The 26,498-nt window shown below is 59.9% G+C and carries 24 protein-coding genes and 1 riboswitch; of the genes, 8 read left to right on the plus strand and 16 right to left on the minus strand.

What is annotated here, in order from left to right; genetic code table 11:
• Position 1 precedes the first annotated feature (1 nt).
• From ntrB to metH, 5 genes are all read left to right on the plus strand, one after another.
• Positions 2 to 868, plus strand: a complete 867-nt coding sequence (gene ntrB, locus AMM41_RS13460) for a nitrate ABC transporter permease (RefSeq protein WP_089959442.1) — start codon at positions 2 to 4, stop codon at positions 866 to 868.
• Positions 858 to 1,733, plus strand: a complete 876-nt coding sequence (locus tag AMM41_RS13465) for an ABC transporter ATP-binding protein (RefSeq protein ID WP_089959447.1) — start codon at positions 858 to 860, stop codon at positions 1,731 to 1,733. The genes ntrB and AMM41_RS13465 overlap by 11 nt, the downstream gene beginning before the upstream one ends.
• Before the next feature lie 47 nt (positions 1,734 to 1,780).
• Positions 1,781 to 2,224 (plus strand): cyanase, encoded by a 444-nt coding sequence (gene cynS / locus AMM41_RS13470; RefSeq protein ID WP_089959451.1) that lies wholly within the window; start codon positions 1,781 to 1,783, stop codon positions 2,222 to 2,224.
• 201 nt (positions 2,225 to 2,425) lie between these two features.
• Entirely contained in the window at positions 2,426 to 4,156 is a 1,731-nt protein-coding gene (locus AMM41_RS13475) for an RNA-binding domain-containing protein (RefSeq protein WP_089959584.1), read from the plus strand.
• 217 nt (positions 4,157 to 4,373) lie between these two features.
• Positions 4,374 to 4,474: riboswitch (S-adenosyl-L-homocysteine riboswitch) on the plus strand.
• A 55-nt stretch (positions 4,475 to 4,529) separates the two neighbouring features.
• Positions 4,530 to 7,241 (plus strand): methionine synthase, encoded by a 2,712-nt coding sequence (metH, locus tag AMM41_RS13480; RefSeq protein WP_089959454.1) that lies wholly within the window; start codon positions 4,530 to 4,532, stop codon positions 7,239 to 7,241.
• A 155-nt stretch (positions 7,242 to 7,396) separates the two neighbouring features.
• On the opposite strand, the gene queC is transcribed toward metH, so the two are convergent.
• Positions 7,397 to 8,122 carry a 7-cyano-7-deazaguanine synthase QueC gene (queC, locus tag AMM41_RS13485; RefSeq protein ID WP_089959457.1) on the minus strand — a complete coding sequence of 242 codons (726 nt, stop codon included), beginning with the start codon at positions 8,120 to 8,122 and terminating at the stop codon, positions 7,397 to 7,399.
• 620 nt (positions 8,123 to 8,742) lie between these two features.
• Between queC and recQ the strand changes: the two genes are divergently transcribed.
• Positions 8,743 to 10,590 (plus strand): DNA helicase RecQ, encoded by a 1,848-nt coding sequence (gene recQ, locus AMM41_RS13490; protein WP_089959461.1) that lies wholly within the window; start codon positions 8,743 to 8,745, stop codon positions 10,588 to 10,590.
• Here the strand turns inward: recQ and soxA are convergent, their stop codons facing one another.
• From soxA to AMM41_RS13570, 13 genes are all read right to left on the minus strand, one after another.
• A complete protein-coding gene (gene soxA / locus AMM41_RS13495) occupies positions 10,591 to 11,448 on the minus strand; it encodes a sulfur oxidation c-type cytochrome SoxA (RefSeq protein ID WP_089959466.1) in 858 nt (285 codons plus the stop codon).
• Between the two features lie 4 nt (positions 11,449 to 11,452).
• Positions 11,453 to 11,794, minus strand: coding sequence for a thiosulfate oxidation carrier complex protein SoxZ (gene soxZ, locus AMM41_RS13500; RefSeq protein ID WP_089959469.1), 342 nt, complete (start codon positions 11,792 to 11,794; stop codon positions 11,453 to 11,455).
• Positions 11,791 to 12,276 carry a thiosulfate oxidation carrier protein SoxY gene (locus AMM41_RS13505; RefSeq protein ID WP_089959473.1) on the minus strand — a complete coding sequence of 162 codons (486 nt, stop codon included), beginning with the start codon at positions 12,274 to 12,276 and terminating at the stop codon, positions 11,791 to 11,793. Before AMM41_RS13505 ends, soxZ begins: the two co-directional genes overlap by 4 nt.
• Positions 12,273 to 12,689 carry a sulfur oxidation c-type cytochrome SoxX gene (gene soxX / locus AMM41_RS13510; RefSeq protein ID WP_089959477.1) on the minus strand — a complete coding sequence of 139 codons (417 nt, stop codon included), beginning with the start codon at positions 12,687 to 12,689 and terminating at the stop codon, positions 12,273 to 12,275. Before soxX ends, AMM41_RS13505 begins: the two co-directional genes overlap by 4 nt.
• On the minus strand, positions 12,686 to 14,854 hold the full coding sequence (locus AMM41_RS13515) for a xanthine dehydrogenase family protein molybdopterin-binding subunit (RefSeq protein WP_089959481.1): 2,169 nt from the start codon (positions 14,852 to 14,854) through the stop codon (positions 12,686 to 12,688). Before AMM41_RS13515 ends, soxX begins: the two co-directional genes overlap by 4 nt.
• Positions 14,851 to 15,309, minus strand: coding sequence for a (2Fe-2S)-binding protein (locus AMM41_RS13520; RefSeq protein ID WP_089959487.1), 459 nt, complete (start codon positions 15,307 to 15,309; stop codon positions 14,851 to 14,853). Before AMM41_RS13520 ends, AMM41_RS13515 begins: the two co-directional genes overlap by 4 nt.
• 458 nt (positions 15,310 to 15,767) lie before the next feature.
• Complete coding sequence (locus AMM41_RS13530) at positions 15,768 to 16,085, minus strand: helix-turn-helix domain-containing protein (RefSeq protein ID WP_089959495.1); 318 nt, start codon at positions 16,083 to 16,085, stop codon at positions 15,768 to 15,770.
• Complete coding sequence (locus tag AMM41_RS13535; RefSeq protein WP_228769276.1) at positions 16,078 to 16,371, minus strand: type II toxin-antitoxin system RelE/ParE family toxin; 294 nt, start codon at positions 16,369 to 16,371, stop codon at positions 16,078 to 16,080. Before AMM41_RS13535 ends, AMM41_RS13530 begins: the two co-directional genes overlap by 8 nt.
• Positions 16,372 to 16,584: 213 nt before the next feature.
• Positions 16,585 to 16,998, minus strand: a complete 414-nt coding sequence (locus AMM41_RS13540; RefSeq protein ID WP_146186255.1) for a hypothetical protein — start codon at positions 16,996 to 16,998, stop codon at positions 16,585 to 16,587.
• A 241-nt stretch (positions 16,999 to 17,239) separates the two neighbouring features.
• A complete protein-coding gene (gene hppD / locus AMM41_RS13555; RefSeq protein ID WP_089959506.1) occupies positions 17,240 to 18,316 on the minus strand; it encodes a 4-hydroxyphenylpyruvate dioxygenase in 1,077 nt (358 codons plus the stop codon).
• A gap of 304 nt (positions 18,317 to 18,620) precedes the next feature.
• Positions 18,621 to 19,601: a Bug family tripartite tricarboxylate transporter substrate binding protein gene (locus tag AMM41_RS13560; RefSeq protein ID WP_089959509.1), complete on the minus strand. Its 981-nt coding sequence runs from the start codon at positions 19,599 to 19,601 to the stop codon at positions 18,621 to 18,623.
• An 83-nt stretch (positions 19,602 to 19,684) separates the two neighbouring features.
• Complete coding sequence (locus tag AMM41_RS13565; RefSeq protein WP_089959513.1) at positions 19,685 to 20,884, minus strand: CaiB/BaiF CoA transferase family protein; 1,200 nt, start codon at positions 20,882 to 20,884, stop codon at positions 19,685 to 19,687.
• Entirely contained in the window at positions 20,881 to 21,825 is a 945-nt protein-coding gene (locus tag AMM41_RS13570) for a hydroxymethylglutaryl-CoA lyase (RefSeq protein ID WP_089959516.1), read from the minus strand. Before AMM41_RS13570 ends, AMM41_RS13565 begins: the two co-directional genes overlap by 4 nt.
• A gap of 100 nt (positions 21,826 to 21,925) precedes the next feature.
• Between AMM41_RS13570 and AMM41_RS13575 the strand changes: the two genes are divergently transcribed.
• Positions 21,926 to 22,828, plus strand: a complete 903-nt coding sequence (locus AMM41_RS13575) for a LysR family transcriptional regulator (RefSeq protein WP_089959520.1) — start codon at positions 21,926 to 21,928, stop codon at positions 22,826 to 22,828.
• Complete coding sequence (locus AMM41_RS13580; protein ID WP_089959524.1) at positions 22,825 to 24,882, plus strand: aconitase family protein; 2,058 nt, start codon at positions 22,825 to 22,827, stop codon at positions 24,880 to 24,882. Before AMM41_RS13575 ends, AMM41_RS13580 begins: the two co-directional genes overlap by 4 nt.
• On the opposite strand, the gene AMM41_RS13585 is transcribed toward AMM41_RS13580, so the two are convergent.
• Both AMM41_RS13585 and AMM41_RS13590 read right to left on the minus strand, forming a co-directional pair.
• Positions 24,851 to 25,111, minus strand: a complete 261-nt coding sequence (locus AMM41_RS13585; RefSeq protein ID WP_089959527.1) for a DUF3297 family protein — start codon at positions 25,109 to 25,111, stop codon at positions 24,851 to 24,853. The genes AMM41_RS13580 and AMM41_RS13585 overlap by 32 nt on opposite strands.
• Before the next feature lie 48 nt (positions 25,112 to 25,159).
• Positions 25,160 to 25,879: an aldolase gene (locus AMM41_RS13590; RefSeq protein ID WP_089959531.1), complete on the minus strand. Its 720-nt coding sequence runs from the start codon at positions 25,877 to 25,879 to the stop codon at positions 25,160 to 25,162.
• Between the last annotated feature and the right edge of the window lie 619 nt (positions 25,880 to 26,498).

Here is a 26,498-nt window from a genome sequence, read left to right on the forward strand (position 1 = left end):
CATGAAAACCACGCACCTCAATTTGCGCGCGGCCATGGTCTCGCTGCTCATGTTCCTGGTTTTTTTGGGCGCATGGCAGCTGTCGGCCACCGCGCCCACGGTGGCTGGCGCTGCCAAGGCGGGCATGACAGCCGACGAGATCGAGTACCAGAAGATGATGGGCAAGGACCCAGGCGCAGTCAAAACCACAGGCTTTCCGCCACCCCTGGAAGTAGGCAAAGCCATGCTGGGGCACCTGGCCGATCCGTTTTACGACAAAGGCCCCAACGACAAAGGCATCGGCATTCAGTTGGCGCATTCGCTGGGTCGTGTGGCGCTGGGCTTTTTCTTGGCCGTGTTGGTGGCGCTGCCGGTGGGCTTCATGATCGGCATGTCGCCCCTCATGCGCAAGGCGTTTGACCCTTTCATCCAGGTGCTCAAACCCATCAGCCCGCTGGCGTGGATGCCGCTGGCGCTGTATACGCTCAAAGACTCCGAAGTCAGCGGCATTTTCGTCATCTTCATCTGCTCGGTCTGGCCCATGCTCATCAACACCGCCTTTGGTGTGGCTGCGGTCAAGCGCGAATGGCTCAACGTGGCCAGCACGCTGGAAGTCCAACCGCTGCGCAAAGCCTTCTTGGTCATCTTGCCTGCCGCAGCGCCCACCATCGTGACCGGCATGCGCATCAGCATGGGCATTGCCTGGCTGGTGATCGTGGCCGCCGAGATGCTGGTGGGCGGCACAGGCGTGGGCTACTTTGTGTGGAACGAGTGGAACAACCTGTCGCTGGTGAATGTGATCTTTGCGGTGCTGGTGATTGGGGTGGTGGGCATGTTGTTGGACCTGGCCTTTGCCCAGGTGCAAAAGGCGGTGACCTATGTGGAGTGACACCAGCGACCGCGAGCTGATCGCGCCTTTGCCCACAGAAATTTTTGCACCCCAACCCAAGGCCAAAGCCATGAACGCTTTCCTCAAAATTGAAAAACTGGGCAAGGCCTACCAAAGTGACAAGCCGGTGTTTTCGGACGTGTCCTTCACCATCGACAAAGGCGAGTTCGTTTGCATCATCGGCCACTCGGGCTGCGGCAAGACCACCATCTTGAACGTGTTGGCAGGCCTGGACACGGCCACTGAAGGCCATGCCTTCATGGACGGCCGCGAGATCGCGGGCCCCAGCCTGGAGCGCGGCGTGGTGTTCCAAAGCCACGCCCTCATGCCTTGGCTCACCGTGCGGCAAAACATCGCGTTCGCCGTCAAGTCCAAGTGGCCTGAATGGAAAACACCTCAGGTCAATGTGCATGTGGAAAAGCATGTGGGCATGGTGGGCCTGCTGCACGCCATCGACAAAAAACCCAGCCAACTGTCGGGCGGTATGAAGCAGCGCGTGGGCATTGCCAGAGCCTTTGCCATTCAGCCCAAGATGCTGCTGCTCGACGAGCCCTTTGGCGCGCTGGACGCATTGACGCGCGGCACGATTCAAGACGAACTGATGACCATCGTGCGCCAGACGCAACAGACGGTGTTCATGATCACACACGACGTGGACGAAGCGATTTTGCTGTCGGACCGCATCGTGCTCATGAGCAACGGCAACGAGTCGGGTGGCAGTTATGTGCCCGGTGGCCTCGCCGAAGTGGTGGTCAACCCGCTGCCACGCGAACGGACCCGCGCCCAGCTGCACCACCTGCCGGGCTACTACGACATGCGCAACCACATCGTCGACTTTTTGGTGTCACGCGCCAAAGCCCATTGAATTGTTCCCCCCAAATTTTCATCAACCCCCCTCTCAAGAGGTCTTTCATGAACCGTTTAGAAGTCACCGAAAAAATCATCTCCACCAAAGTGGCCAAAGGCATCAAGTGGAGCGACGTCGCCGAAAAAGTCGGCTTGTCCAAGGAGTGGGTCACCGCCGGGTGCCTGGGCCAAATGACCTTTGACGCCAAGCAAGCCAAAATCATCGGCAAGATCTTTGGTCTGACGGCCGACGAGATCAAGTGGCTGCAAGTCGTGCCCTACAAAGGCTCACTGCCCAGCCAGGTGCCTACCGACCCGCTGATCTACCGCTGGTACGAAATCGTCAGCGTCTACGGCACCACCATCAAGGAACTGATCCACGAAGAGTTTGGCGACGGCATCATGAGCGCCATCGACTTCAGCATGGACATCGTGCGCCAGCCCGACCCCAAGGGCGACCGCGTGAACGTGGTGCTGTCGGGCAAGTTCTTGCCTTACAAGCAGTACTGATCGGGCGTGCCCGTCAAGGGCGCCAATAAAAGCCGTGGTGAACCAGTTTCACCACGGCTTTTTTGCTTCTTTCGATCTGGCAATTGAACAGGTGAGGCCAAAAAGCACACAAATTGATTAAAAATAGCTTTTCGCCATAAAAGCCACCAACTCCCCACCACGAGCCCCAGCTTGGACAAAAAACAACTCACCGAGAGCGACATGCGTGACACCACCATGCTTGTTGTGCTTCAGAACTTACTCACCCAATCGCGTGAGCGGGCGACCCTTGAATTCAAGTCCAACTGGGATCATGCGGAGGTCATTGGTGAATACATCTCTGCCCTTGCCAACGCGGCAGCCTTGGAGGGGCATGAGCGTGCCTGGCTGATTTGGGGCGTTGATGACACCACCCGTGAGGTGAAGGGCACCACATTTGATCCCTTCAGTCAGAAAGTCAGATCGGACAAAGGCAGTGGCAATCAGGCCTTGGTCATGTGGCTGCAGTATTTGACGCAACCCCGTGCCGACTTCCATTTCCACGAACTATCACACCCCAATGGTCGTGTCGTTTTGCTGGAGATTCACCCCGCCCGCAGTGCGCCTGTTGCATTCAAGAATGTCCGGTACATCCGCATCGACAGCCACAAGGTCAAGTTGGCAGAGCAGCCTGACAAAGAGGCCAGGTTGTGGGCTCAACTGGGCTTGAAAGAGGATTGGACTGGCGAGGTGGTGCCGGGGGCTACCTGGAGTGATCTGGACCCTGAGGCGGTGATCGCCGCCCGTCAGCGTTACACAGAATTTTGTATTCGTGGTGAGCCCGATGCACGCAGGTACGAGGCCATCCGCGCCGAGGTGGCTGGCTTGAGTGATGTGACCCTGCTGAACAAAGCGCGCATCACCAAGCAGGGGCGGATCACGCGGTCGGCTTTGTTGCTGTTGGGCAAAGACGAGGCTGCGCATTTTCTGTCGCCGGTGGATGCGAAGATTCACTGGATCTCGCGTGATGCCAACAGCACTTCGTCACCGTCTTACCCTTTTGGGATTCCATTTTTGCTGGCGACGGACCGGGTCTTTGGGCGTATTCGCAATGAAACTGTGGATCACCTGCCGGACGGAACACTTTTTCCCACACCCGTGCAGCAATACGATGCGTGGGTGGTCCGGGAAGCGCTTCATAACTGCGTGGCCCATCAAGACTATTTGTTGGGTGGCAAGATCAATGTCGTGGAACACGCGGACCGTTTGGTGCTGACTAATTTGGGGGAGTTCATTCCACAGAGTGTGGAATGGATGCTGGAGCATCAGTCACCGCCAGAGCATTACCGCAACCAATGGTTGATTGACGGCATGATCCGCTTGCGCATGATCGAACAAGCTGGCAGTGGCATTCGCCGCATGTTCGTGACCCAACGTGAGCGGTTTTTCCCCCTGCCGGATTACGCGTTTGACACCAGCCCCCAAGGTCATCCCCGTGTAGAGTTGACGCTGGCTGGGCGCATGATGGATGCCAAGTTTGCGCGAGCCTTGATGGCACGAACCGATTTGAGCTTGCAGCATGTGTTGTTGCTGGACAAAGTCCAAAAGGGACATGCCTTGGCGACCAGAGAAATCAAGCTGTTGCGCGAATTGGGCTTGGTCGAAGGCCGTGCGCCGAAGTTGTTTATTTCTGCCAAGGTGGCCGATGCTGCGGGTCAAAAAGCACGTTACATCCACAACCGTGGGCTTGACGACCAGCATTACCAGCAGTTGGTGGTTGGGTACTTGCGCAAATATAAACAGGCCAAACGGACTGATTTTGACGAACTGTTGACGAACAAATTGGCGGCTGTGTTGACCCCGGAGCAAAAAGCCAACAAGGTGAAAAATTTACTCCAAGCCATGAAGCGAGCCCAGATCATTGATTGTGAAGGCCCTCGATCTGCGGCGGTCTGGTTCTTGTCTAAAAGTTGAAAAATTAGATTAGCCTTTAGCTAAGAAAATTCGTTTTTCGAGACTAAGTTGTTGATTTAATTGATGTCTAGATGTCCGAATATGGATGTATTTAGACAAGGATTAAGGCTCTCGGCGCTGCCAGGTGTGTCTTGACGTCAACGATATTCAATCCCGCATCCTGACGGATTGCTCTATTCATCAAGGGCTTAAGAATCAACAAGCCTTAAAATCCCAGCTTCCCAAGGAGCGTTGCAGCCCGCCGCCGTCAAGGCGCAGCAGGTCAGGCTTGGGGCCGTTCAATGTCTGAATGATCTTGCACAACGACGCTCACCTGAATGCCTAAGGTGAGCCTGTGTCTGTTGTCGCGTCTGAAATCCTGTCTGTTCCTCCCATGAAGTTGTCCGGTCTGGAGCCTGTCTCCATCGGCACCGGTGCCCTGTTTGTCAATGTGGGTGAGCGCACCAACGTGACCGGCTCCAAGGCCTTTGCCCGCATGATTTTGAATGGCGAGTACGAGCAGGCTTTGGCCGTGGCGCGTCAGCAGGTCGAAAACGGTGCGCAGGTCATCGACGTGAACATGGACGAGGCCATGCTCGACAGCCAGGCGGCCATGGTGCGGTTTTTGAACCTGATGGCCGGTGAGCCCGACATCGCCCGCGTGCCGGTGATGGTGGATTCGAGCAAGTGGACGGTGATCGAAGCCGGTCTGCGCTGCATCCAGGGCAAGGGCATCGTCAACTCGATCAGCATGAAAGAAGGTTTGGATGAGTTCAAGCGCCAGGCCAAGCTGGTCAAGCGCTATGGCGCGGCCGCTGTGGTCATGGCGTTTGATGAAAAAGGCCAGGCCGACACCTACGAACGCAAGATCGAGATTTGCGAACGCGCTTACCGTGTGCTGGTCGATGAGGTGGGCTTCCCGCCCGAAGACATCATTTTTGACCCCAACATTTTTGCCATCGCCACCGGCATCGAAGAGCACAACAACTACGCCGTCGACTTCATCGAAGCCACGCGCTGGATCAAGCAGAACCTGCCGGGTGCCAAGGTGTCGGGCGGTGTGTCCAACGTGTCCTTCAGTTTCCGGGGCAACGACCCGGTGCGCGAAGCGATTCACACCGTGTTCCTGTACCACGCGATCAAAGCCGGCATGGACATGGGCATCGTGAACGCGGGCATGGTCGGCGTGTACGACGACCTGGAGCCCACGCTGCGCGAGCGGGTCGAAGACGTGGTGCTGAACCGCCGCCCCGATGCAGGTGAGCGTTTGGTCGAAGTGGCCGACAGCGCCAAAGGCGCAGCCAAAGATGAGACCACCAAGCTGGCCTGGCGCGGCACGACCGATGCGCCCGTGAGCGTGGCGCAGCGTTTGTCACATTCTTTGGTGCATGGGATCACCGACTTCATCAGCGACGATACAGAAGAGGCGTATCGCGAGATTCTGGCCAAGGGCGGTCGCCCCTTGCATGTCATCGAAGGCCCGTTGATGGATGGCATGAACGTGGTCGGTGACCTCTTCGGCCAGGGCAAGATGTTCTTGCCACAGGTGGTGAAAAGTGCCCGCGTGATGAAGCAGGCCGTGGCGCATTTGCTGCCCTACATCGAAGCAGAAAAACTCGCACAAGAAGCCGCAGGCGAAGACGTGAAAGCCAAGGGAAAGATCGTGATCGCCACCGTCAAAGGTGATGTGCACGACATCGGCAAAAACATCGTCACGGTGGTTTTGCAGTGCAACAACTTTGAAGTGGTCAACATGGGCGTGATGGTGCCCTGCCACGAGATCCTGGCCAAGGCCAAAGAAGAAAACGCCGACATCATTGGTCTGTCGGGCCTGATCACGCCCAGCCTCGAAGAGATGCAGTACGTGGCGGCCGAGATGGAAAAAGACCCGTATTTCCGCGAACGCCAAATGCCCTTGCTGATTGGCGGCGCCACTTGCAGCCGTGTGCACACCGCCGTGAAAATCGCGCCCAACTACTCAGGCCCTGTGGTCTATGTGCCCGATGCGTCGCGCAGCGTGGGTGTGGCGCAGGGTTTGCTGTCCGAGCAAGCGGCCAAGTTCATCGCCGACCTGAACACCGATTACGCCAAGGTGCGCGAGCAGCACGCCAACAAAAAACAAACACCGATGTGGACGCTGGCCCAAGCCCGCGCCAACAAGACGCCCATCGACTGGTCCCAAGGCGTGCCCGCCGCGCCCAAGTTCATTGGTCGCCGTGTGTTCAAAAACTACGACCTGGCCGAGATCGCGCAGTACATCGACTGGGGCCCCTTCTTTCAGACCTGGGACTTGGCCGGACCTTTCCCCGCCATCCTGGATGACGAAGTCGTGGGCGAGCAGGCGCGCAAGGTGTATGCAGATGGCCAAGCCATGTTGCAAAAAATCATCGACGGCCGCTGGGTCACGGCCAACGCCGTGCTGGGCCTGTACCCCGCCAATACGGTGAACGATGACGACATAGCGCTTTACACCGATGCATCGCGCAGCCAAGTCGCCATGACCTGGCGCGGCCTGCGTCAACAAACAGAAAAGCAACGAATTGAAGGCGTCATGCGCCCCAGCCGCTGCCTGGCCGACTTCGTCGCGCCGCAAGGCACAGCGCCAGACCATGTGGGCGTGTTCGCAGTCACCGCAGGCATTGGTGCCGACAAACGCGCAGCAGCCTTTGAAGCCGCACACGACGACTACAGCGCCATCATGCTCAAGTCCCTGGCCGACCGCCTGGCCGAAGCTCTGGCCGAGTGCCTGCACAAAAAAGTGCGCACCGACCTGTGGGGTTACGCGACAACCGAGTCGCTGAGCAACGAAGACCTGATCGCTGAAAAATACCAGGGCATCCGCCCCGCACCCGGCTACCCCGCCTGCCCTGATCACAGCGCCAAACAAGCCATGTTCGACGTGCTGCAATGTCAGGACATCGGCATGGGCCTGACCGAAAGCCTGGCCATGACGCCTGCGGCCAGCGTGAGCGGTTTCTACATCGCGCACCCCGAGGCGCAGTACTTCAGCGTGGGCAAAGTGGGTGACGACCAGGTGCAGGACTTGGCCCAGCGCAGCGGCGTGGAGGTCAAAGCCCTGCAGCGTTTGCTGGCACCGAATCTGTAAAACCGCAGCGCCAAGCGGCAGAAGCCTCCGCAGGCTGTTGCCAAAATGTGTGACCTTGTACTGTGGGGTGATGCCGTTTCAGGCCACGACACATGGTCACCGTGGATGAGGGTGTTCCTGCATCAACAGGAACACTTGGGAAGCACTGGACGACTTCAAGCGGTGGTGGATGCCCAGCGAGAAAATCCTGCTGCCCTGAGCTGACATGCCGGGCATTGGCCGCAGCCATAGCCCCAGTCGTGGTGTTGCGTGCGCTCGCCCAGGTAACAGGTGTGGGTGTGTTCCACGATCAAGTCCACCAGCGCTTGGCCGCCCCCTTGGGGCTGAGCCTGTTGTCCCAGGTCGTGTGCCAATTGCCAAGTCTGCGCCTTGTCGATCCACATCAGTGGCGTTTCGATCAACAGCTTGCGGTCCATGCCCAGCGACAGGGCCACCTGCATGGCCTTCATGGTGTCGTCGCGGCAGTCGGGGTAGCCCGAAAAATCGGTCTCACACACGCCTGTGACGATGACTTGCAAACCTCGGCGATAGGCCAAAGCGGCGGCGAGCGTGAGGAACAGCAAGTTGCGTCCGGGCACAAAGGTGTTGGGCAGGCCGGAGCTTTCCATTTCAATGGCCGTGTCGCGGGTCAAAGAGGTTTCGCTGATCTGGCCCAGGATGCCCGCGTCCAGCAGGTGGTCTTCGCCCATTTTGGAGGTCCATTGCGGGAATTCCGCCTTGATGGCGGCCAGCACGTTCAGCCGGGCGTCCAGCTCGACTTTGTGGCGCTGTCCGTAGTCAAACGCCAAGGTTTCGACGCGTTCGTAACGGCTCAAAGCATGGGCCAGGCAGGTGGTGGAGTCCTGACCACCAGAAAACAGGACAAGGGCGGAGGTGTGCATGGGCTGGGATGGTAACGCTATGGATTGGCAGAGTGTTGTCAGAGTCTGGTTGCGGCGGAGCGCGTTTGGAAGGGGCCGGCGGCGGGCTCCTCATGAGGCGGGGGTACGCCAAAATCGTCGCCCGCCGCCGGCCCCTTCCAAACGCTGGTGGTGGTCGTCAGTTTTGCTGGCGGTGACAGATGTCCCTACTGGCGATATAGATCCGGCCCGATGAAGTTTGCAAAAACGCATTTTTGTGGGAGCGGCGCCCTCGCCGCGATAGAGCCTCGCAGACCACCACCCATCGCCCCGAGGGCGGGGCTCCCACACTGATCGCTGTGCCCAAGAAAAGCCGTTGACTTCAAACTTCACAGGGCCGAATCAATAAATGCTGGCCTTGGGGGTTGCTGGTCGCGCAGCCCATGGTCTTGCGTGGGTGGGTGAGGGCGGGCAGAGGGTGACGATTTTGGCGTACCCCCGCCGCATGAGGAACCCTGTGCCCGCCCTCACCCACCCACACCACACCCGCTAAACCAAGACGACACCCACCCACACCACACCCGCAAAAACTCAAGTGGCACACGCAAAACCCAAGCCATCGATAGAGGACAATCAAGCCTTCTAAAAGCCACCAAACCCCAGTGTCCCCCCACCTCCCCATCCTGCGCGAAGTTTTTGGCTACGACGCCTTTCGCGGCCCACAGCAAGCCATCATTGACCATGTGGCCGCTGGGGGCGATGCGCTGGTGCTCATGCCCACGGGCGGGGGTAAATCGCTGTGCTACCAAATTCCGGCCATTGCGCGCCAACGTGCAGGCCACGGCATCACGGTCGTTGTTTCACCCCTGATCGCGCTGATGCACGACCAAGTGGGTGCCCTGCACGAAGCAGGCGTCAGCGCCGCCTTCCTCAACTCCACCCTCACCAGCGAAGAAGCCAGCGACATCGAACGGCGTTTGCTGCGCGGTGAGATCACCCTGCTGTATGCCGCGCCCGAGCGCGTCACCAACGCCCGCTTTCTGGCACAGATGGACTCGCTGCAAGAGCGAGGGCTGCTCAGCCTGTTTGCGATCGACGAAGCGCATTGCGTGAGCCAATGGGGCCACGACTTCCGGCCCGAATACCGGGGCCTGTCGGTGCTGCACGAGCGCTACCCCAGCGTGCCGCGTGTGGCGCTCACCGCCACGGCCGATGCGCTCACGCGTGCCGACATCGTCGAACGCCTGCAACTGGAAAGCGCCGAGCTGTTCATCAGCAGCTTTGACCGGCCCAACATCCGCTACACCATCGTCGAGAAAAAAGACGCCAGCACCCAGCTGCTGCGCTTCATCGAGCGGGAACACCCCGAAGAAGCGGGCGTGGTCTATTGCCAGTCGCGCAAGCGGGTCGAAGAGATCGCGGTCATGTTGTGCGAAGCGGGTATTCACGCGCTGCCGTACCACGCGGGGCTGGACACCGCCGTGCGCCAGCGCCACCAAAACGAGTTTTTGCGCGAAGAGGGTGTGGTGATGGTGGCCACGGTGGCCTTTGGCATGGGCATCGACAAGCCCGATGTGCGTTTTGTGGCGCACCTGGACATGCCCAAAAACATCGAAGGCTACTACCAGGAGACCGGCCGCGCCGGGCGCGACGGCCTGGCGTCTGACGCTTGGATGGCCTATGGCCTGCAAGACGTGGTGAACCAGCGCCGCATGATCGACGAGAGCCCGGCAGGTGAAGAGTTCAAGCAAGTCATGCGCGGCAAGCTCGACGCCTTGCTGGCCCTGGCCGAAGCGACCGATTGCCGACGCGTGCGGCTTTTGGGCTACTTTGGCGAGCCCAGCACGCCCTGCGGCAATTGCGACAACTGCCTGCACCCGCCGCAGGTGTGGGACGGCACCGATGCGGCGCGCAAGCTGCTGTCCACCGTCTACCGCACGCAGCAAAGCAGCGGTCACAGCTTTGGTGCGGGTCACACCATGGACATCGTGCGCGGCAAAAAAACCGAAAAAGTGGCGCAGCGCGGGCACGAAAGCATCAGCACCTTTGGCCTGGGTGCCGATTACAGCGAACAGCAACTGCGCGCCGTGATGCGCCAGCTGATCGCCATTGGCGCTTTGCATGTGCACACCGAAGACGGTTTCAGCACCCTGCACCTGACCGAAGCCTCGCGTGCCGTGCTCAAAGGCGATGTGCCGGTGCAGCTGCGCGAAAGCACGAGCCAGCGCGGTGACAAACGCCCCCGCACGCGCAACGCCCCCGCGCCGGCAGCCGCCAATCTGGGGCAAGACGCCATGGTGCGCTACATCCACCTCAAGGCCTGGCGGGCCGAGGTGGCCAAAGAGCACAACCTGCCCGCGTATGTGATTTTTCACGACGCCACGCTGGCCGCCATTGCCCAAGCTGCGCCGCAAAGTCTGTCTGACCTGCAAGGCATCAGTGGGCTGGGCGTGAAAAAGCTCGAAGCTTATGGGCAGCAGGTGCTGAAAGTTTGCAACGGCGCGGCTTGATCACTTGCGCACAGCGGGAACCTCGATGGGCAGCCCTTCACCGCGCCACATCAAATACAAAGCCAACTGCCGCATTTCTACTGCACCCCAAGGGGGTATCTCGGCACGAACACCGGCATAGCAACTTCGTAAACGCCGCTCCAGGGATCCCGGCTTTTGCCATTCCAGACGGTACACCGGGTAACCATTGGGCTGCCCTTGGCTGAGCGGGTCGGTGTACAGGCGTTGCCCAAAATTTTGGTCATGGCACTGGGCGCAAGACAAATTCATTTGGCCTTGGCGTTGTGTATATAAGTGGGCCCCTGCTTGCCAGTGGCCGCGCGCCGCACCGCCAATGTCCACCCGCAAGGGCATGCCTTTGGATGCCTGCGTCACCAGCAAACTCAAGCCCAGCAGGGCATCAGATTCAGGGGCCATGGCCGCCGCTTGCTGATGCCGCGTGGTGCATTGGTTGATGCGGTCTTCCAGGTTGAACAGTTGCCCACTGGCGGCATCGATGGCGGGGTAACGCGTGGCAACGCCTTTCATGCTGGTGGCCACTGCGCCGTGACAACTGACACACGATTTGCCGTTCGCGGCACTGGGTTGGCCCCAGGCTTGAGCCCCTTGGCTTAGCCACAGCTGGGCGGGGTTGGCAAACTCGTCGGCTTGCAAGGCTTGCACATCCTTGCCCGAATAATGCAGACCCGATTTGAGCTGCGACAAAGGCAAGCTGCGTGCGGGTGACGCTGCCGTTTGCGCAGCCGCGTACCCACTCAAAAACCACAACGCGAGCAGCTTAAAAACCAGCCAGCACAACTGGATCACGGTGCACACACACCCTGCTGCGGACATCGACAAGATCGCTCGAATGCCCATGCGCTCAGGTGCTGCTCTTGGGCAAGACCTGCAATGTCTGCCGCAAGCTGCCTTTGACATTCCGGTCATCAGTCCATTCGACGACCATTTCAGCTGTTTGGTCCGCACGCACAAAAAATTCGAACAAAGGATTGGCCGAGATCCCCGAAGACGGCTCCACGCGAAACACCACTTGCTGGCCCCAAGTGCAAGTCAGTGACTGGATCACGTTGCGCGGCACCAACTTGCCCAACAGGTCTTGCAGATAACCCGTGTCCATGGGGTGTTGCACCAGCAGACGAACTTTGACCACGTCGCCCGCCAGGACGCGTTCAGGCCATTGGATGCGTGCAAATGCCATGGTCATGAAGCGTCGACGCAAGCCGACTCGGTGACGATGATTTCCATCTGCCCATAACGAAACTCACCGCTGGACAAGCGTGCCAACGCGACCACTTGTTGGGTGCCCGCCAAGCGCAGGCGCGTGCTGATTTCGGCACGCCCATTCCATGGGCCCAAGTGAAAAACCGCCATGCGGGTGACCGGATTGCGCTGAGACAACAGGTAAACATGCGTCACATGGTCTTGGGGCGTCATGGGGCTTTGCACTTGCACCGTGACAGGCACCAAGGTGCCGTTGTCGGCCAACACGGGCGCCACGATCTTCACGTCTTGCTGCAACAACCGGGCCCCTTGGGTCAGGGGTTCAGTCATTTTCGCCACGCTCAACAACTGACCCGAGGCCATGTCTTGAGCCTGGCTAGGCCACAGCTGAACTGCCAGCCCATAAAGACCGGCCCGCAGTGTCTGGCGCAAGCCCTCGCGACGGGTCAATGTGGGCCACTTCATGGCGTGGCCTTGCTGGGCAAGAACAGGTAACTCAAGATGTCTTCAAGCCCCTGCGCCGTCAAAATGGTTTGCCCCTTGTAGGGGTTCGCCACTTTGTTCAAACCCTCGGTACTGAAATAGGCGGGCATGATGGTTTGCGGGTTGAAGCGCCGGGCATCGGCGATGCGCTCGCGGGCTTGATCTTTGGTGCTGCGCTCAGCCAAGCCGACCAAAGACGGACCAAGTGCGCCACCCGCAGGCAAACCCTGTACTTGGTGGCACAGCACACAGCCGCTGTCTTGTCTTTGCAAGAGCAAGGCTTTGCCACGTTCTGGCGAGCCGGCTTGAAGGGCATCAGGCGTTTGCGCAGCGGTCCAGCCCCAGCCAGTGCTGAACACCAAGGCCCCCACCCGCGCCAAGCCCAGCACTGTCATGCGCGAGCCAAAGTCAAACCGTGGTTCTTCAAGGGCAAGCTGCGGATGCGTTTGCCCAAAGCGGCCGAGATGGCGTTGGCCACAGCGGGTGCCAAAGGCGCTTGGGCCGGCTCGCCCACCCCGCCCCAAAACCCGCCTGTGGGGGCAATCACCACGTCCACCTTGGGCATTTCGTTCAATCGCATCATGCGGTAATCGTGGAAGTTGGATTGCTCCACTCGCCCGTCCTTGATGGTGTTTTCACCCCAGAAAATGGCGGTCAAACCGTGCACCACGCTGCCCTGGAACTGGGCCACGATGTTGTCGGGGTTGACGGCATAACCGGGGTCAATGCCAATCACGATGCGGTGGATCTTGACCTCGTTTTTGGCGTTGATGGAGACATCGCACATACAAGCCGTCCAGCTGCCATAACCGTCGGTGGCGGCCACGCCCCGGAACACACCCGGCGCAGGTTTTTTGTCCCAACCGGCTGCTTTTGTCACAGCCAGCAAAATGGCACGGTCGCGGTTGGCCTTTTCGTTGTTGGGCAGCATGGCCAAGCGGTATTCCACCGGGTCTTTGGATGCCGCCTGAGCCATCTCGTCGATGAAACACTCTCGCCCAAACGGGTTTTGTGAATGCCCCACCGTGCGCCAAAAACCCACGGGCACATTGGTGTTGCGCTGGGCATAGTCCACCAAGGTGTTGGGAATGTCGTAGGGGTGGTCGTTGAAAGAGGCCACAGCCTGGCCATCCACCCCTTTGGGCAAGGGCAGTTTCAGCAAGGTCGCCAAGATGGAAGGGGCGCTGACACGGATGTGCAGCGCCTCGGCTTTGCCCGTGGCGCTCAAGCCCGCCTTGAAACGCATCAGGCTGGCCGGACGGTACAAGCCGTGCTGGATTTCCTCTTCGCGAGACCACAACATTTTGATGGGCTTGCCGGGCATGGCCTTGGCAATGCTGACGGCTTGGCGCGTGAAGTCTTGCGGGCTTTTTCGCCCGAGACCCCCACCCAATTGCATCGGGTGCACTTTCACATTGGCCTGTGGCACACCCGCAGTCGCCGCCGCCACCGCCAAAGTCGATTCCGGGTTTTGCGTTGAGCACCACACATCGAGTTGGTCGCCCTGCAACCACGCGGTACACACCATGGGCTCCATGGTGGCGTGCGCCAAATAGGGCGTGAAGTACTCGGCCTCGATGACCTTGGCCGACTTGCTCAGGGCGTCTACCGTGTTGCCATCGTTTCGGGCCACCGCCAGTTCTGGCTGATCCATACCGGCTTTGAAGTGGGCCATGATCGCGGCGCTGCTCAAGGTGCCGTGCTCGCCCACATCCCAGTCCACGGCCACGTCGCGCAGCGCTTCTTTGGCACGCCACCAGTTGTCGGCCACCACGGCCACAAAGGTGCCCAGATTCAGCACCTTCACGATGCCCCTGCGGTTTTCCACCTTGGAGGCATCCATGCTTTTGACGGTGCCGTTGAACACCGGGCAAGCCGCAATGGCCGCGTGCAGCATGCCAGGCACTTGGGCGTCGATGCCGTACTTCACACGACCGGTCACGATGTCGGGAATGTCCACACGCGGGATGGACTTGCCGATCAATGTCCAGTCTTTGGGGTCTTTGAGTTTGACGTCTTTGGGGGCTTCCAACTTGGCAGCCGCTGCGGCCAGTTTGCCGTAGCTGAGCGTCCGCTTGCTGGGCATGTGGGTGACTTTGCTGAGGGCCGCTTTGCACTCGCTGGCTGGCACGCCCCACTGCTGGGCAGCGGCGGCAATCAGCATCTCGCGCCCGGTGGCACCCGCTTTGCGCAGGTATTCCTGCGAATTGCGGATGGTGCGACTGCCCACCGAAGCCATGTCGCCATAGGCGCGTTTGGTGCGCAGGTTTTCATGGGCTGTGGCGTACTCGACGCGCACTTTTTTCCAGTCGGCCTCCAACTCTTCGGCAATCATCATGGGCGCAGAAGTCATGCTGCCCTGGCCCATTTCTGCACGGGCGTAGCGGATGACAATCGTGTCGTTGGGCTCGATTTCGACCCACACGTTCAGCTGTGGCGTGTTGGCGGCCTGCGCCGATTGCGGCACAAAAAATCCCACCGACAAACCTGCGGCGGCAGTGCTGGAAATCTTCAAAAAGTGGCGACGGTCCATGCCGATGGTCATCTCTGGGGTGCTCATGCGCGGGTCCCTTTCTTGGCAGCGGCGTGGATGGCGGTGCGCATGCGGGCGTAGGTGCCGCAACGGCAAATGTTGGTCATGGCGGCGTCGATGTCTTCATCGGTGGGTTTGGGCTTTTTCTTGAGCAAGGCCACGGCCGCGAGCATCTGGCCGCCCTGGCAGTAACCGCACTGAGGCACTTGGTGGTCAATCCAGGCTTGCTGCACGGCGTGCAAGCGGCCCTTGTCGGCCAAGCCTTCGATGGTGACGACCTTTTGCCCCGAAGCGCCCGATACGGGGTATGTACAAGAGCGCACCGGTTCACCATTGAGCAGCACCGTGCACGACCCACACTGGGCGATGCCGCAACCGAACTTGGGACCTTTGATGTCCAGCTCATCGCGCAAGGCCCACAACAGGGGCATTTCCGGCTCGACATCGAGGCTGTGGTTTTTACCGTTGACGTTCAGTTTCATGACGGGGGACTCCTTGTGTGCGCAGCAACAGCTTTGAACTGTGGCAAGAAGACGCCCGTTGTGCAACGGTGAAAGAACTCAAAACTTGCAAAACAGGCGTCAGCAAGTCACATCCGAGACTTTTGCTTCGCGTACGTCTGAAAGCCAGTGGCGCTGCTTCAAACCTCTCCCTCCGTATTCATACCCGACTTCGCGCTGGTGGCGAATGCGGGCCACCATGACCGTTGGCTCAGCGCATTGTTTTCGGTTGCAGGATTGCTGGCCGCTCACATTGCCCTTGGCGATGCTTTTCCAGTTGAGAAAAAACCCCGAACATCGTCCAACACATGGCCTGTGCCCGTGGCTTTCATGTCGGCCAGCGCATTTGCCGACTCCTGTGCCATTTTTTTCGGCAAGCTCAAACCCATTTGCGTCATATCCGGGGTGACCAGTGAATTGTTGGTGACAGCTGCATTGAGTCAAGCGATCGACATCAAGCCCTTGTGTTGAATCACCGTGAGCAATCTGAGCGCTGGGCCGCCGGGCTTTTTGACACCGCGCTCCCAATCAGAAACAAGGTTCTTTGACACATTCAGGTATCGCGCAAACACCGGCTGCGAAATGTGCTCGCGAATCCTGAGTGCCTTGATTTGTTCGGGCAGCATCACCTCAATGGGCGTGAGGCAAGTCTCGTCAAACTCCCGCATGGTCTGGCGATCCACAGCGCCCACTTCATGCAAAGCCTCCATCGTTTCGTGAATAGCAGCCAATGCATCACTGCGGTATTTTTTAGGCATCTTGCACCACCTTTTCAAAATGTCCTTGAGTCACCAACGCCATGAGTTGGGCATCTGTTAAATCCAATACGTGACGAGCCATCTTCTTGAATTGGGCCTCTTCAATCGCGCTGATGTTTTCCAATTCGCTCTTGGCAAAGCCATAAACAAAGAAACACCGATGCTGCTGACGAAACAACAGAATCGTTCGATAACCCTTTGAACGCCCCTCACCTGGGCGAGCAATTCGTTGCTTGATCACACCTGCGCCTAAATCGGCATCGATCAAACCGCGTGAACCACGCACTTTTAAAGATATCCATTTGTGCCGCCCTTTTTTTTATCCAAGTATCACACAAGGTGTTACTAAAATCAAGGGCGGTTAAAAAAGCGCACGGCCGTCAGGTGGGCGCCGCAGCGGTACTCTGTGTCTTGCGCGGCATTCATGCTCCTTATCGACATGCCATGCCTTACACACCAAATTTCTGACAGGCTCTCCCACACGCAGATACCCGCCAAACTACGCCTGCTCCGCAAGCCGTTGCTGCTCAATCCACTGAACGTCAGCACGAAGCTTCTTTGCCAGCGGTGACTTCGGATCAATCACCCGCCAAAACGGTGCCACGTCGGTCGTGGCCTTGCCACCGCAAATCTCGTCCCAAGCAGCCTCAGCCACTGTTCGCAAAAAGATTGCAGTGGAAACCGGGCAAGTGGCGTCCGCACCATGAAGCAAAGCAAGTTCACGTCGTACCTGCTGGATTTCTTTCGTAGTGCCGTAAGGAACATGTGTTTTCAAGTAATCCTCAAGTTCCATCGGACACGAAATGAGCAGTCGCGATCCGGCCGGTACACCCGCAAAATCCTTATCCAGCGACACGGTGTGCGGGGGCTTCGCACGCTTTTTTTCGGCCCACGTCTTGGCAGCTCTTGGCACTTCACTCTCCTGGTTGATGTTGCATGGCGCGCGATTCTCCCGGACAACATACGAAGTGCAAATAATCCCCGTACAAACCCTAATCAAAGGCCTTAGGCAAGGCCTGGCGCAACTGCAAAGCATCCGCGGGCTGGGCGTCAACAGCCTCAGCGCCCATAGAGCACTTTGACGATCCAGAAATGGCAATGTATTGGGGGGCCCTTGCCTATGCTGCGGCTCTACGGTGCAGAAAAAGGCCCACTCACTCCACCGTAATCGCCCCACGCCGGATCTGGTCGCGCTCCAGACTTTCAAACAAGGCCTTGAAGTTGCCTTCGCCAAAGCCTTCGTCAGCCTTGCGCTGAATGAACTCAAAGAACACCGGGCCGAGCAGGGTTTGGCTGAAGATTTGCAGCAGCAAGCGCTTTTCGCCGTTGGCAGTCGATCCATCCATCAAAATGCCGCGCGACTGCAGCTCGGGCACGGGTTCGCCGTGGCCGGGCAGGCGCTCTTCGAGCATCTCGTAATAGATGTCATTGGGTGCGCTCATCAGCGGAATGCCCGCCATCTGCAGGGCGTCCACGCTTTTCAAAATATCGTCGGTCAACAGCGCGATGTGCTGGATGCCTTCACCGTTGAACTGCATCAGAAACTCTTCGATCTGGCCGCCCGTCTTGCCCGACTCTTCGTTCAGCGGGATGCGGATCATGCCGTCGGGGGCCATCATGGCCTGGCTGGTCAGGCCCGTGTACTCGCCCTTGATGTCGAAATAACGGATTTCCTGGAAGTTGAACAGCTTTTCGTAAAAACCACTCCAGTACGCCATGCGCCCTTTGTAGACGTTGTGTGTCATGTGGTCGATGAGCTTGAGGCCATGGCCAGGCGGGTGGCGGTCCACGCCGTCGATGAATTCAAAGTCGATGTCGTAAATGCTCTTGCCGTCTTCAAAGCGGTCAATCAGGTACAGCGGCGCACCGCCAATGCCCTTGATGGCGGGGAGGCGCAACTCCATGGGGCCGGTGGGCACATCCACGGGTTGGGCACCGAGTTCCAGCGCTCGCGCGTAAGCCTTGTGCGAATCCTTCACCCGAAACGCCAGCGCACAAGCGCAAGGTCCGTGCTCGGATGCGAAATACCCGGCCAGACTTTTGGGTTCGCGGTTGACGATGAAGTTGATGTCGCCTTGGCGGTACAGCACCACATCTTTGGACCGGTGCTTGGCCACCAGGGAAAAGCCCATTTTTTCAAACAAGGGCTCCAGGGTGTCGGCAACAGGGGAGGCAAACTCGACGAACTCGAAGCCACACAGGCCCATGGGGTTGTCAAACAGATCGGCCATGAAAATCTCCAGTGAAAAGCAGGGCCGCGCTGCTGGTTGAGCGCGACCCGAATTGAAATCGGCAAACGAAACAAGGGGGGATTTGTAGGTCGGTGGCTTCAGCCCCGACAGGACGGTTGTTGACCAAAAATTCATGTCGGGGCTGAAGCCGCCGACCTACAAGCAGAGGTTCAAGCCTGCGGCGGTGCGCAAGGCTTGCCCCGCGTGCTGCGCGCGAGGTGGATGCCGAAAATCAAAACCTGGATGGACATGAACCGATGGTCGTCGCCTGCGCATCAAATGTCAAGCGACGAACCCGTGTGCCTTATTGCGGCTCGATGCCCACTTTCTTGACCAATGTCGCAAAGCGCTCTTTTTCACTGCGGAAAGATTTTTGCGCCTGCTCGACAGAGCTGATGGCGATGGTGTTGCCTTGTTTGGCCATGGTTTCCTTGACGGCCGGATCGTTGAAGGCTGCCTGCAAGGCGTCATGCACCTTTTTGACCGCTGCAGGGCTCATGCCTTTTGGTCCCAAAACACCAAACCAGGCATCGATCACATACCCTGGCAAACCTTGTTCGACAAATGTCGGAATGTCCGCTGCAGCGGCATTGCGCTTGTCGCCACACATGCCCACCGCCTTGAGTGCGCCACTCTTGATGTGCTGTTGAACGCTGGGCAAGGCCAAAACGGCAAAGTCAATCTGTCCGCCCAGCAAATCGGTGACCATGGGGCCCACGCCTTTGTAGGGGATGTGACGGGCTTTGACACCCGCCTCGTCCACGAACATTTCTGCGGCCAAATGCAAGATGGTGCCGGTGCCACCCGAGCCAAAATTGAAGCCGTCAGGCTTGGCCTTCAGTGCTGCGATGAAATCACGCGCGTTGCCAGAGGGCACGCGCTGTGGGTTGGCCACCAAGACCAAGGGCGTAGCACCCAAGACGGCAATGGGTGTGAAATCACCGGGCATGTCAAAGGGCAGGTTCTTGATGACGCTCGGAAAAATGACCACGTTGTTGGACACCACCGACAGGGTGTAACCATCGGGCGGGTTCTTGGCCAGGGCCTGCAAGCCGATCACGCCGCTGGCACCGGCTTGGTTTTCGACCACGACGCTGGTGCCCAGGGCCTTGCCCAAGGCCGGTGCGGCAGCGCGTGTGATGGCGTCGACCCCAGAGCCGGTGGCGTTGGGCAAGATGAACTTGACCGGGCGATCGGCTTGCGCCAGTGACAAGCCTGGCCACGCCACTGCAGAGGAAGCCAAAGCCGCCAAAACGGTGCGGCGGTTGAGGGTGAGTTGTGTCATGGTGTCTCTTTCTTCGGTTGAATCAATGGATCGATGTGTCAATGAGTGAATTGGGCATGGGTTGAGCGCTGTCCGTCATGGGGTCAGGCCACGGCTTGGCGTTGGCGCAACTGGTCTATTTCGGCGTCACTCAGCCCCAAGCTTTGCAGCAGGGCATCGGTATTTTCACCTTGTTGCGGCGGCTGCTGGCGCACACCCAGGCGCTGTCCGTCCATGGTGAAGGGCAGCAACGCGGCGCGGGCAGTCTGACCGGCTTTGGGGCCGTCGGTCAGGCGTACATCGGCCAAGCCACCGGTCGCCTGAAGGTGCGGATCGTCGAACAGCTCTTCGGGTTTGACGATGGGCGCAAAGGGCAGGCCTGCTTTTTCAAAAATCGCGGTGAGCTCGGCGGCGGTGTAGGCCTCCAGACGGCGGCGCAGCTCGGGCATCATCACATCGCGCAATGACACGCGGGCGTTGTTGTTGCTGTAACGGGGGTCGGCCTTGAGGTCGGCAAAGCCCAGCACATCGCAAAAGGTGGCCCACTGCGCATCGCTCACCGCTGCCAAAAAGATTTGCTCGCCGTTTTTGACGGTGAACACGTCGTACACCGCCCAGGCCGAGATGCGGTTGGGCATGGGCTCGGCCGCTTTGCCGGTGATGGCGTACTGCAGCATGTGCTGGCCCACCAAAAACACGTTGTTCTCAAACAGAGCGGACTGAATTTCTTGCCCGCGCCCGGTGATGCCGCGCTGGATCAGCGCACCCAACACACCAATCGCGCCGAACATGCCGCCCATGATGTCGTTCACGCTGGTGCCTGCCCGCAGTGGGTCGCCCGGGCGGCCCGTCATGTAGGCCAGGCCGCCCATCATTTGCACCACCTCGTCGAGCGCGGTGCGGTGGTCATAAGGGCCGGGCAAAAAGCCCTTGAGGCTGGCGTAAATGATCTTGGGGTTAGCGGCCGACAGGCTGGCGTAGTCCAGGCCGTACTTGGCCATGGAGCCGGGCTTGAAGTTCTCGGCCACCACATCGGCCGTGGCACACAGGCGTCGCGCCACCTCGGCCCCTTCGGGGCTTTGCAGATTGATCTGGATGCTCTTTTTGTTGCGGTTGAACATGGGGAAAAAGCCCGCGCCCGAGCCCAACAAATGCCGGGTGCGGTCGCCCTCGATGGGCTCGACCTTGATGACCTCGGCCCCCATGTCGGCCAGCACCATGCCGCAAGTCGGCCCCATGACCATGTGGGTGAACTCGACGACGCGCAGGCCTTCGAGGGGGAGTTTTTTGTCGGAGTTGTTCATGCCATCACTTCGGGGGTGCGCAGGGTCTTGGGCAAACCCGCCTGCGCGATCGAACCATGCAGGCATTCGCCCGCGAGCCACTGCGCCACTTGGGCGCGCAAAGCCATGAGCTTACCGAAGTCGATGCCGGTGTCGATGCCCATGCTCGCCATCAGATAGGCCAGGTCTTCGGTCGCCACATTGCCGCTGGCCCCGGGGGCATGTGGGCAGCCACCGATGCCGGCCATGCAGGCGTCAAAACGGGTCTCGCCTGCTTGCAGTGCAGCCATCACATTGGCCACACCCAAACCCCGCGTGTCGTGAAAATGCCCACAGGCCAGTGTGTCACCCGCCACTTCGCGGGCTTGGGCAAACAGCTCGCCCACCTGGCGTGGGTCGGCATAGCCCACCGTGTCGGCCAGGCCCACGCGGTCCACCCCCAAGGCCAGCACGACCTTCAAAAGGCGCAGCACTTCAGCGACCTCGACCCGGCCCTGAAGCGTGCAACCGAACGCAGTGCTCATGCCCACCTCCATGCGGATGTGGGAGCCCCTTGTGCGACGGGCCTCAACCATGGCGGCGATGTCGGTCACCACCTCGTCGGGTGTTTTGCGCAGGTTGGCCAGGCTGTGCGCGTGGCTGGCCGACAGCGGCAACAGCATCCAGTCGGCACCGCTGTCCATGGCGCGTTCGGCCCCTTTGAGGTTGGGCACCAGCACCGACACCACCAGGCCCGGCAGGGTTTTGGCAAAGGCCACCAGCTCGGCCGTGTCGGCCAGCTGGGGCAGCAGTTTGGGGGGCACGAATGATCCCACCTCGATCTCACGGATGCCCGCCTCGTAAGCGGCTTGAATCCATTGCAGTTTGTGCGCGGTGGGCAGCGTGCGGGCGATGCTTTGCAAGCCGTCGCGCAGACCGACTTCGCGGATCGTCACGCGCTGGGGCCAATGAAATGGATGCATGAGGAATGTCCTTGGGGTGCGTGTGCTGCGAGTTTAATGTTTCCAATCGATCATACAATTCAATTTTGGAAGACTATTTGTTCCCAATGGGAATATTCAAATGCGCGACCTCGACCTGACAACGCTGCGACTGTTTGTGACCGTTTGCGACACGGGCAACATGAGCCGCGCCGCCGAACAGGCCCATATGGTCGCCTCGGCCGTGAGCAAACGGCTGGCCCAGCTCGAAACCACCGTGGGCACCAGCCTGCTGGTGCGCCGCAAGCAAGGTGTGGTGCCGACCGCTGCAGGCGAGACCTTGCTCGAACACGCCCGCAGCATGTTGCTGAGCGCTGGCCGCATCGAGCGCGACATGGCCAGCCACGCGGCGGGTATTCAGGGCCGGGTGAATGTGCTGGCCACCGCCTCGGTCATGGCCGAGTCGCTGGTCGACGAGATCGCCGAGTTCTTGAAAAAAGCCGAACACCAGAACATCCAAATCGATCTGGAAGAACGCATCAGCCCCGAGGTGGTGCGTGGCATCCGCGAAGGTGTGGCGTCCATCGGCATTTGCTGGGACGCGGCCGAAACCGGCCTGCTGCACACCCGCACCTACCGGCATGACCACCTGAGCGTGGTGGTGCCCCGAGGCCACCCGCTGTGCGATCTGCCAGAGCTGCGTTATGCCGACACGCTGGATTTTGAGCAGGTGATCATGCCCATCAATTCGGCGGTTGAGGTGATGTTGCAACGTGAAGCGGGCCTGCTGGGCAAGCGGCTGCATCACCGCGTGATTGTCACCAACTTTGAAGCCGCGCTGCGCGTGGTGCGGGCGGGTTTGGCCATTGCGCTGGTGCCACGCGAAGTCACCCGCCTGTATGCCGACGCCTACGGGCTGGCGGTGCTGCCGCTGCATGAGCGCTGGTCGCGTCGTCGATTTGTCCTGTGTCACCGAGGATCGGATGCCCTCACGCCTGCGGCCTTGAAGTTGCTCGAATTTTTGTCAGCCGCCCACACACCATGAACACCACCAACTGGAAGATTCTTTACCTCACGCAGGCCCCGATGCGGATACGCCGCCAACTGGCCGGTGAAACCCTGAGCCGCGAGCAGGCCGGGTCGTTGCGCGACGATGTCTCGACCGATGAAATCACCCCCGTGCACATCTTGAGCCATTACGACGACACGCTGGGCGACTTTGCCCACACCGGGCTGCGCTGCGAAGGGCTCAACCCCATTGGGCGGGGGGTGCTGCGCAAGGCTGGCTTTGCGGTGCTGGTGGCGGGCCGTCGCTATGGCAAAGGTTCATCGCGTGAACACAGCCCTGCTGCCGAAAAACTGGCTGGCGTTCAGCTGGTGTTTGCTGAAAGTTTTGAGCGCATCTACCGACAAAACGCCGACAACATCGGCCTGTTCACCTCGACCGATTTCGGTTTGCTGGAGCGCATTGAACGGGGCGAACACATCACGCTGGCCGATTTGGTGCAGGGGCGCGAGGCCCTGGCGGCGTCGATTCTGGGCGCAGGGGGCTTGTTGCATTGGGGGCAGCGATTTTTATCCAACCCTCCATCGCCCACGGGGGTGGGTACCAACAGGGAAAGGCGCGAGCCACCGCTGGCGAATGTCGCCCCGCAAACCCTGTTCCAAAAAATCCTGCACCGTCACCGTCTTTGTGCACCCCACACGCCAGAACAGCCGCAAGCGGGCGATGGCCTCTTCGTGCGGGCCGACTGGCGCTTCATTCACGAGTACTACACCGGCATGGCCGACACCTTGATGCGTGGTGCACTGGGCGAACACTTCAAGCTGCAACGCCCAGAGCAGATCGTCGTTTTTGAAGACCACACCTCATACGTCGAAGAAAGTCCAGCCCATGTGCAGGCCGGTTTGATCGCCAACATGCACGCCATGTGCCAGGCGCAGCGCGATTTTGTGTCGCGTCACGGTCTGCGCATGCACCGCACCCTGACCGATGCCCAAGTGCTGCAAGACGACGGCAGCCATGTGGCGGGCATCTCGCACGCCATGATGACCGAGCATGACGCACTGCCCGGCCAGGTGGTGGTGGGCACCGACTCGCACACGCCGCACATCGGCGCTTTGGGCTGTGTGGCCTTTGGTGTGGGCTCCAGCGACATGGCCAATGCCTTTGTGACCGGCGCGGTGCGCATGATCTGGCCCGAATCGGTCAAGGTCCAGTTGCAGGGCCAACTGCCCACAGGCGTGACCGCCAAAGACCTGATGCTGCACCTGCTGGCCACCCCTTGGATTCGCCAAGGGCATGGTGTGGGCAAGGTGTTCGAATTCGCGGGCGATGGCATCGCCCAACTGAGCACGGACGAACGTGCCACGCTGACCAATATGTGCGCCGAGCTGGGCGGGCTCACGGGCATCGTGGCCCCGGACTTGGAGACTGTGCGCTTTTTGAAAGAACGCCGGGGTGTGGACTTTTTGATGGAAGACTGGATGCACAGCGACCCCGATGCCCACTTTGAGCATCAGATCGACATCGAGCTCTCCAGCTTGAGTCCCATGGTGGCCAAACCGGGTGATCCGGGTCAAGGCTTGGTTTTGGCGGACATGCAAGAGCGCGTGCGCATCGACATCGCCTATGGCGGCTCATGCACCGCTGGCAAACGTGAAGACTTTGACCACTACCACGCGGTGCTGGCTTGGGGCCAAAAACACGGCCTGAAGGTGCCCGCAGGGGTGCAGGTGTTTTTGCAGTACGGCACCACGGCTGTGCGCAATTACTGCACAGCACGCGGTTATGACAAAACTTTTGCGGCCATGGGGGTGCGCATTTTGCAACCGTCTTGCGGGGCTTGTGCCAACTGCGGACCGGGCTCATCGACCGATCCATCGCAGGTCACGGTGAGCGCCATCAACCGCAACTTTCCGGGCCGCTCAGGCCCCGGTCAGGTCTGGCTGGCCAGCCCACTGACCGTGATGGCCAGTGCCTTGGCTGGAGAGTTGCTGTCGTTTGAGCGCTTGCAGCGGCGCGTGCACAAGGGTGAAAGCGGGCAGGCCGCACCCGCTGAAGGGCTCAGCGGTAAAACGCTTCGACCTGGCCCTTGAGTTTGATGAGCAAGGGCTGGCCTTTGCGGTCCAGCGTTTTGCCTGCGGGCACTCGGACCCAGCCTTCGCTGATGCAGTACTCCTCGACATCGGTACGGTCTTTGCCATTGAAACGAATGCCAATGTCGTGCTCGAACACGGCACGCACATGGTGCGGGCTTCGGGCATCGATCGAGAGGCGGTCGGGCAGTGCGGGGCGAGACGATGTGTCAGTGGAGATGTCGGTCATGGGATTGAACAGGTTGGAAAGCCACCGAATCTATACCAAAACCCAAGCTCAACCGAGCATCCGCCGCAGGCTCGCGAAAAAGAGCTCTGACTGAAGCCGTTCACCGTTGCTCTGTTCCGCCACACGCGCTGCCAGTGCTGAGTCCACGGGCGTCAGCGGCACGCCTGTTGAAGCCGCCAGCACCTGCGCTTGGCAAGCACGCTCCAGGTAGTACAGGTCGTCGTAAGCGTAGTCCACGCGTTCACCGCAGACGATCACACCGTGGTTGCCCAAGAACACCACATCGGCACCTTGCATGGCATGGGCAATGCGTTCACCCTCGCTCATGTCCAAGGCCAGGCCGTTGTAGTGCGCGTCCACCGCCACCCGGCCATGAAAGCGCATGGCCGTCTGCGACAGGGTGGTGTCCAAAGCACGCGCCGCCGTCAGGGTCAGCGCTGTGGCGTAAGGCATGTGGGTGTGCAGCACGACCGATTTGCGGGCAATGCGGTGCACCGCAGCATGGATAAACATGGCTGTGGGCTCCACCGGATGCCGTCCCGCCAGTTGCTCGCCCGCCGAGTTGCACATCACGATGTCCGCAGCTTGCACCTCACTCCAATGCAGGCCACGCGGGTTGAGCAAAAACCAGTCATCCCGTCCGGGCACCGCCACGCTGAAGTGGTTGCACACGCCCTCACTCAGTCCCTGAGTGGCGGCCGCCCGCAAGGCCAGAGCCAAATCTGCGCGCAGCGGCAAAATGGTTTCAAAGGTTTCATTGGTTTGCATGGGGCACCTCAAGACTCAGTGGGGATGGTGGGCATTATTGATCCGGTGCTGTGAAGTTTGAAGTAAAAGGCCTGTATTGGGCACACCGATCAGCACGGTGGTCCGTGTGACAGCCCCGCCCTCGTGGGAATGCCTGCATTTTGTAGGAGCCCCGCCCTCGGGGCGATGGGGGTGGTCTGCGGGGCTTGATCGCGACGGGGGCGTCGCTCCTACAAGGGGATGCCTGCATTTTGTAGGAGCCCCGCCCTCGGGGCGATGGGGGTGTGGTCTGCGAGGCTTGATCGCGACGGGGGCGTCGCTCCTACAAGGGAATGCTTGCATTTTGTGGGAGCCCCGCCCTCGGGGCGATGGGGGGTGGTCTGCGAGGCTTGATCGCGACGGGGGCGTCGCTCCTAGTGCGCCCGTGAAGGCGCGTACACAGCATGGTGAGAGTCCATGTCGGGGTAAGCCAAGGCCCCGTAGTCGAAGGTAACTGCGTCGCTGCGAAGCGGGGTGGAGAGCAACCGGAGGCGAACTGGCGGTGCGCAGTAAAGCGAACTCGATTCGGCAGGGAGTGGCGGCGAGCTGGCTGGGAGAAGGCGAAGCCTGAAACACATCGCATGCGTTGTTTTGGTGGATA

It is taken from the genome of Limnohabitans sp. 2KL-3, assembly GCF_001269405.1.
In the GTDB taxonomy this organism is placed as follows: Bacteria; Pseudomonadota; Gammaproteobacteria; order Burkholderiales; family Burkholderiaceae_C; genus Limnohabitans_A.

Excerpts from the sequence above, each read along its gene's own strand:
- ntrB (WP_089959442.1), top strand. The coding sequence starts at position 2 with ATGAAAACCACGCACCTCAATTTGCGCGCGGCCATGGTCTCGCTGCTC.
- AMM41_RS13465 (WP_089959447.1), top strand. The coding sequence starts at position 858 with ATGTGGAGTGACACCAGCGACCGCGAGCTGATCGCGCCTTTGCCCACA.
- cynS (WP_089959451.1), top strand. The coding sequence starts at position 1,781 with ATGAACCGTTTAGAAGTCACCGAAAAAATCATCTCCACCAAAGTGGCC.
- AMM41_RS13475 (WP_089959584.1), top strand. The coding sequence starts at position 2,426 with ATGCGTGACACCACCATGCTTGTTGTGCTTCAGAACTTACTCACCCAA.
- metH (WP_089959454.1), top strand. The coding sequence starts at position 4,530 with ATGAAGTTGTCCGGTCTGGAGCCTGTCTCCATCGGCACCGGTGCCCTG.
- queC (WP_089959457.1), bottom strand. The coding sequence starts at position 8,122 with ATGCACACCTCCGCCCTTGTCCTGTTTTCTGGTGGTCAGGACTCCACC.
- soxA (WP_089959466.1), bottom strand. The coding sequence starts at position 11,448 with ATGGGCATTCGAGCGATCTTGTCGATGTCCGCAGCAGGGTGTGTGTGC.
- soxZ (WP_089959469.1), bottom strand. The coding sequence starts at position 11,794 with ATGACCATGGCATTTGCACGCATCCAATGGCCTGAACGCGTCCTGGCG.
- AMM41_RS13505 (WP_089959473.1), bottom strand. The coding sequence starts at position 12,276 with ATGAAGTGGCCCACATTGACCCGTCGCGAGGGCTTGCGCCAGACACTG.
- soxX (WP_089959477.1), bottom strand. The coding sequence starts at position 12,689 with ATGACAGTGCTGGGCTTGGCGCGGGTGGGGGCCTTGGTGTTCAGCACT.
- AMM41_RS13515 (WP_089959481.1), bottom strand. The coding sequence starts at position 14,854 with ATGAGCACCCCAGAGATGACCATCGGCATGGACCGTCGCCACTTTTTG.
- AMM41_RS13520 (WP_089959487.1), bottom strand. The coding sequence starts at position 15,309 with ATGAAACTGAACGTCAACGGTAAAAACCACAGCCTCGATGTCGAGCCG.
- AMM41_RS13530 (WP_089959495.1), bottom strand. The coding sequence starts at position 16,085 with ATGCCTAAAAAATACCGCAGTGATGCATTGGCTGCTATTCACGAAACG.
- hppD (WP_089959506.1), bottom strand. The coding sequence starts at position 18,316 with ATGGCCGATCTGTTTGACAACCCCATGGGCCTGTGTGGCTTCGAGTTC.
- AMM41_RS13560 (WP_089959509.1), bottom strand. The coding sequence starts at position 19,601 with ATGACACAACTCACCCTCAACCGCCGCACCGTTTTGGCGGCTTTGGCT.
- AMM41_RS13565 (WP_089959513.1), bottom strand. The coding sequence starts at position 20,884 with ATGAACAACTCCGACAAAAAACTCCCCCTCGAAGGCCTGCGCGTCGTC.
- AMM41_RS13570 (WP_089959516.1), bottom strand. The coding sequence starts at position 21,825 with ATGCATCCATTTCATTGGCCCCAGCGCGTGACGATCCGCGAAGTCGGT.
- AMM41_RS13575 (WP_089959520.1), top strand. The coding sequence starts at position 21,926 with ATGCGCGACCTCGACCTGACAACGCTGCGACTGTTTGTGACCGTTTGC.
- AMM41_RS13580 (WP_089959524.1), top strand. The coding sequence starts at position 22,825 with ATGAACACCACCAACTGGAAGATTCTTTACCTCACGCAGGCCCCGATG.
- AMM41_RS13585 (WP_089959527.1), bottom strand. The coding sequence starts at position 25,111 with ATGACCGACATCTCCACTGACACATCGTCTCGCCCCGCACTGCCCGAC.
- AMM41_RS13590 (WP_089959531.1), bottom strand. The coding sequence starts at position 25,879 with ATGCAAACCAATGAAACCTTTGAAACCATTTTGCCGCTGCGCGCAGAT.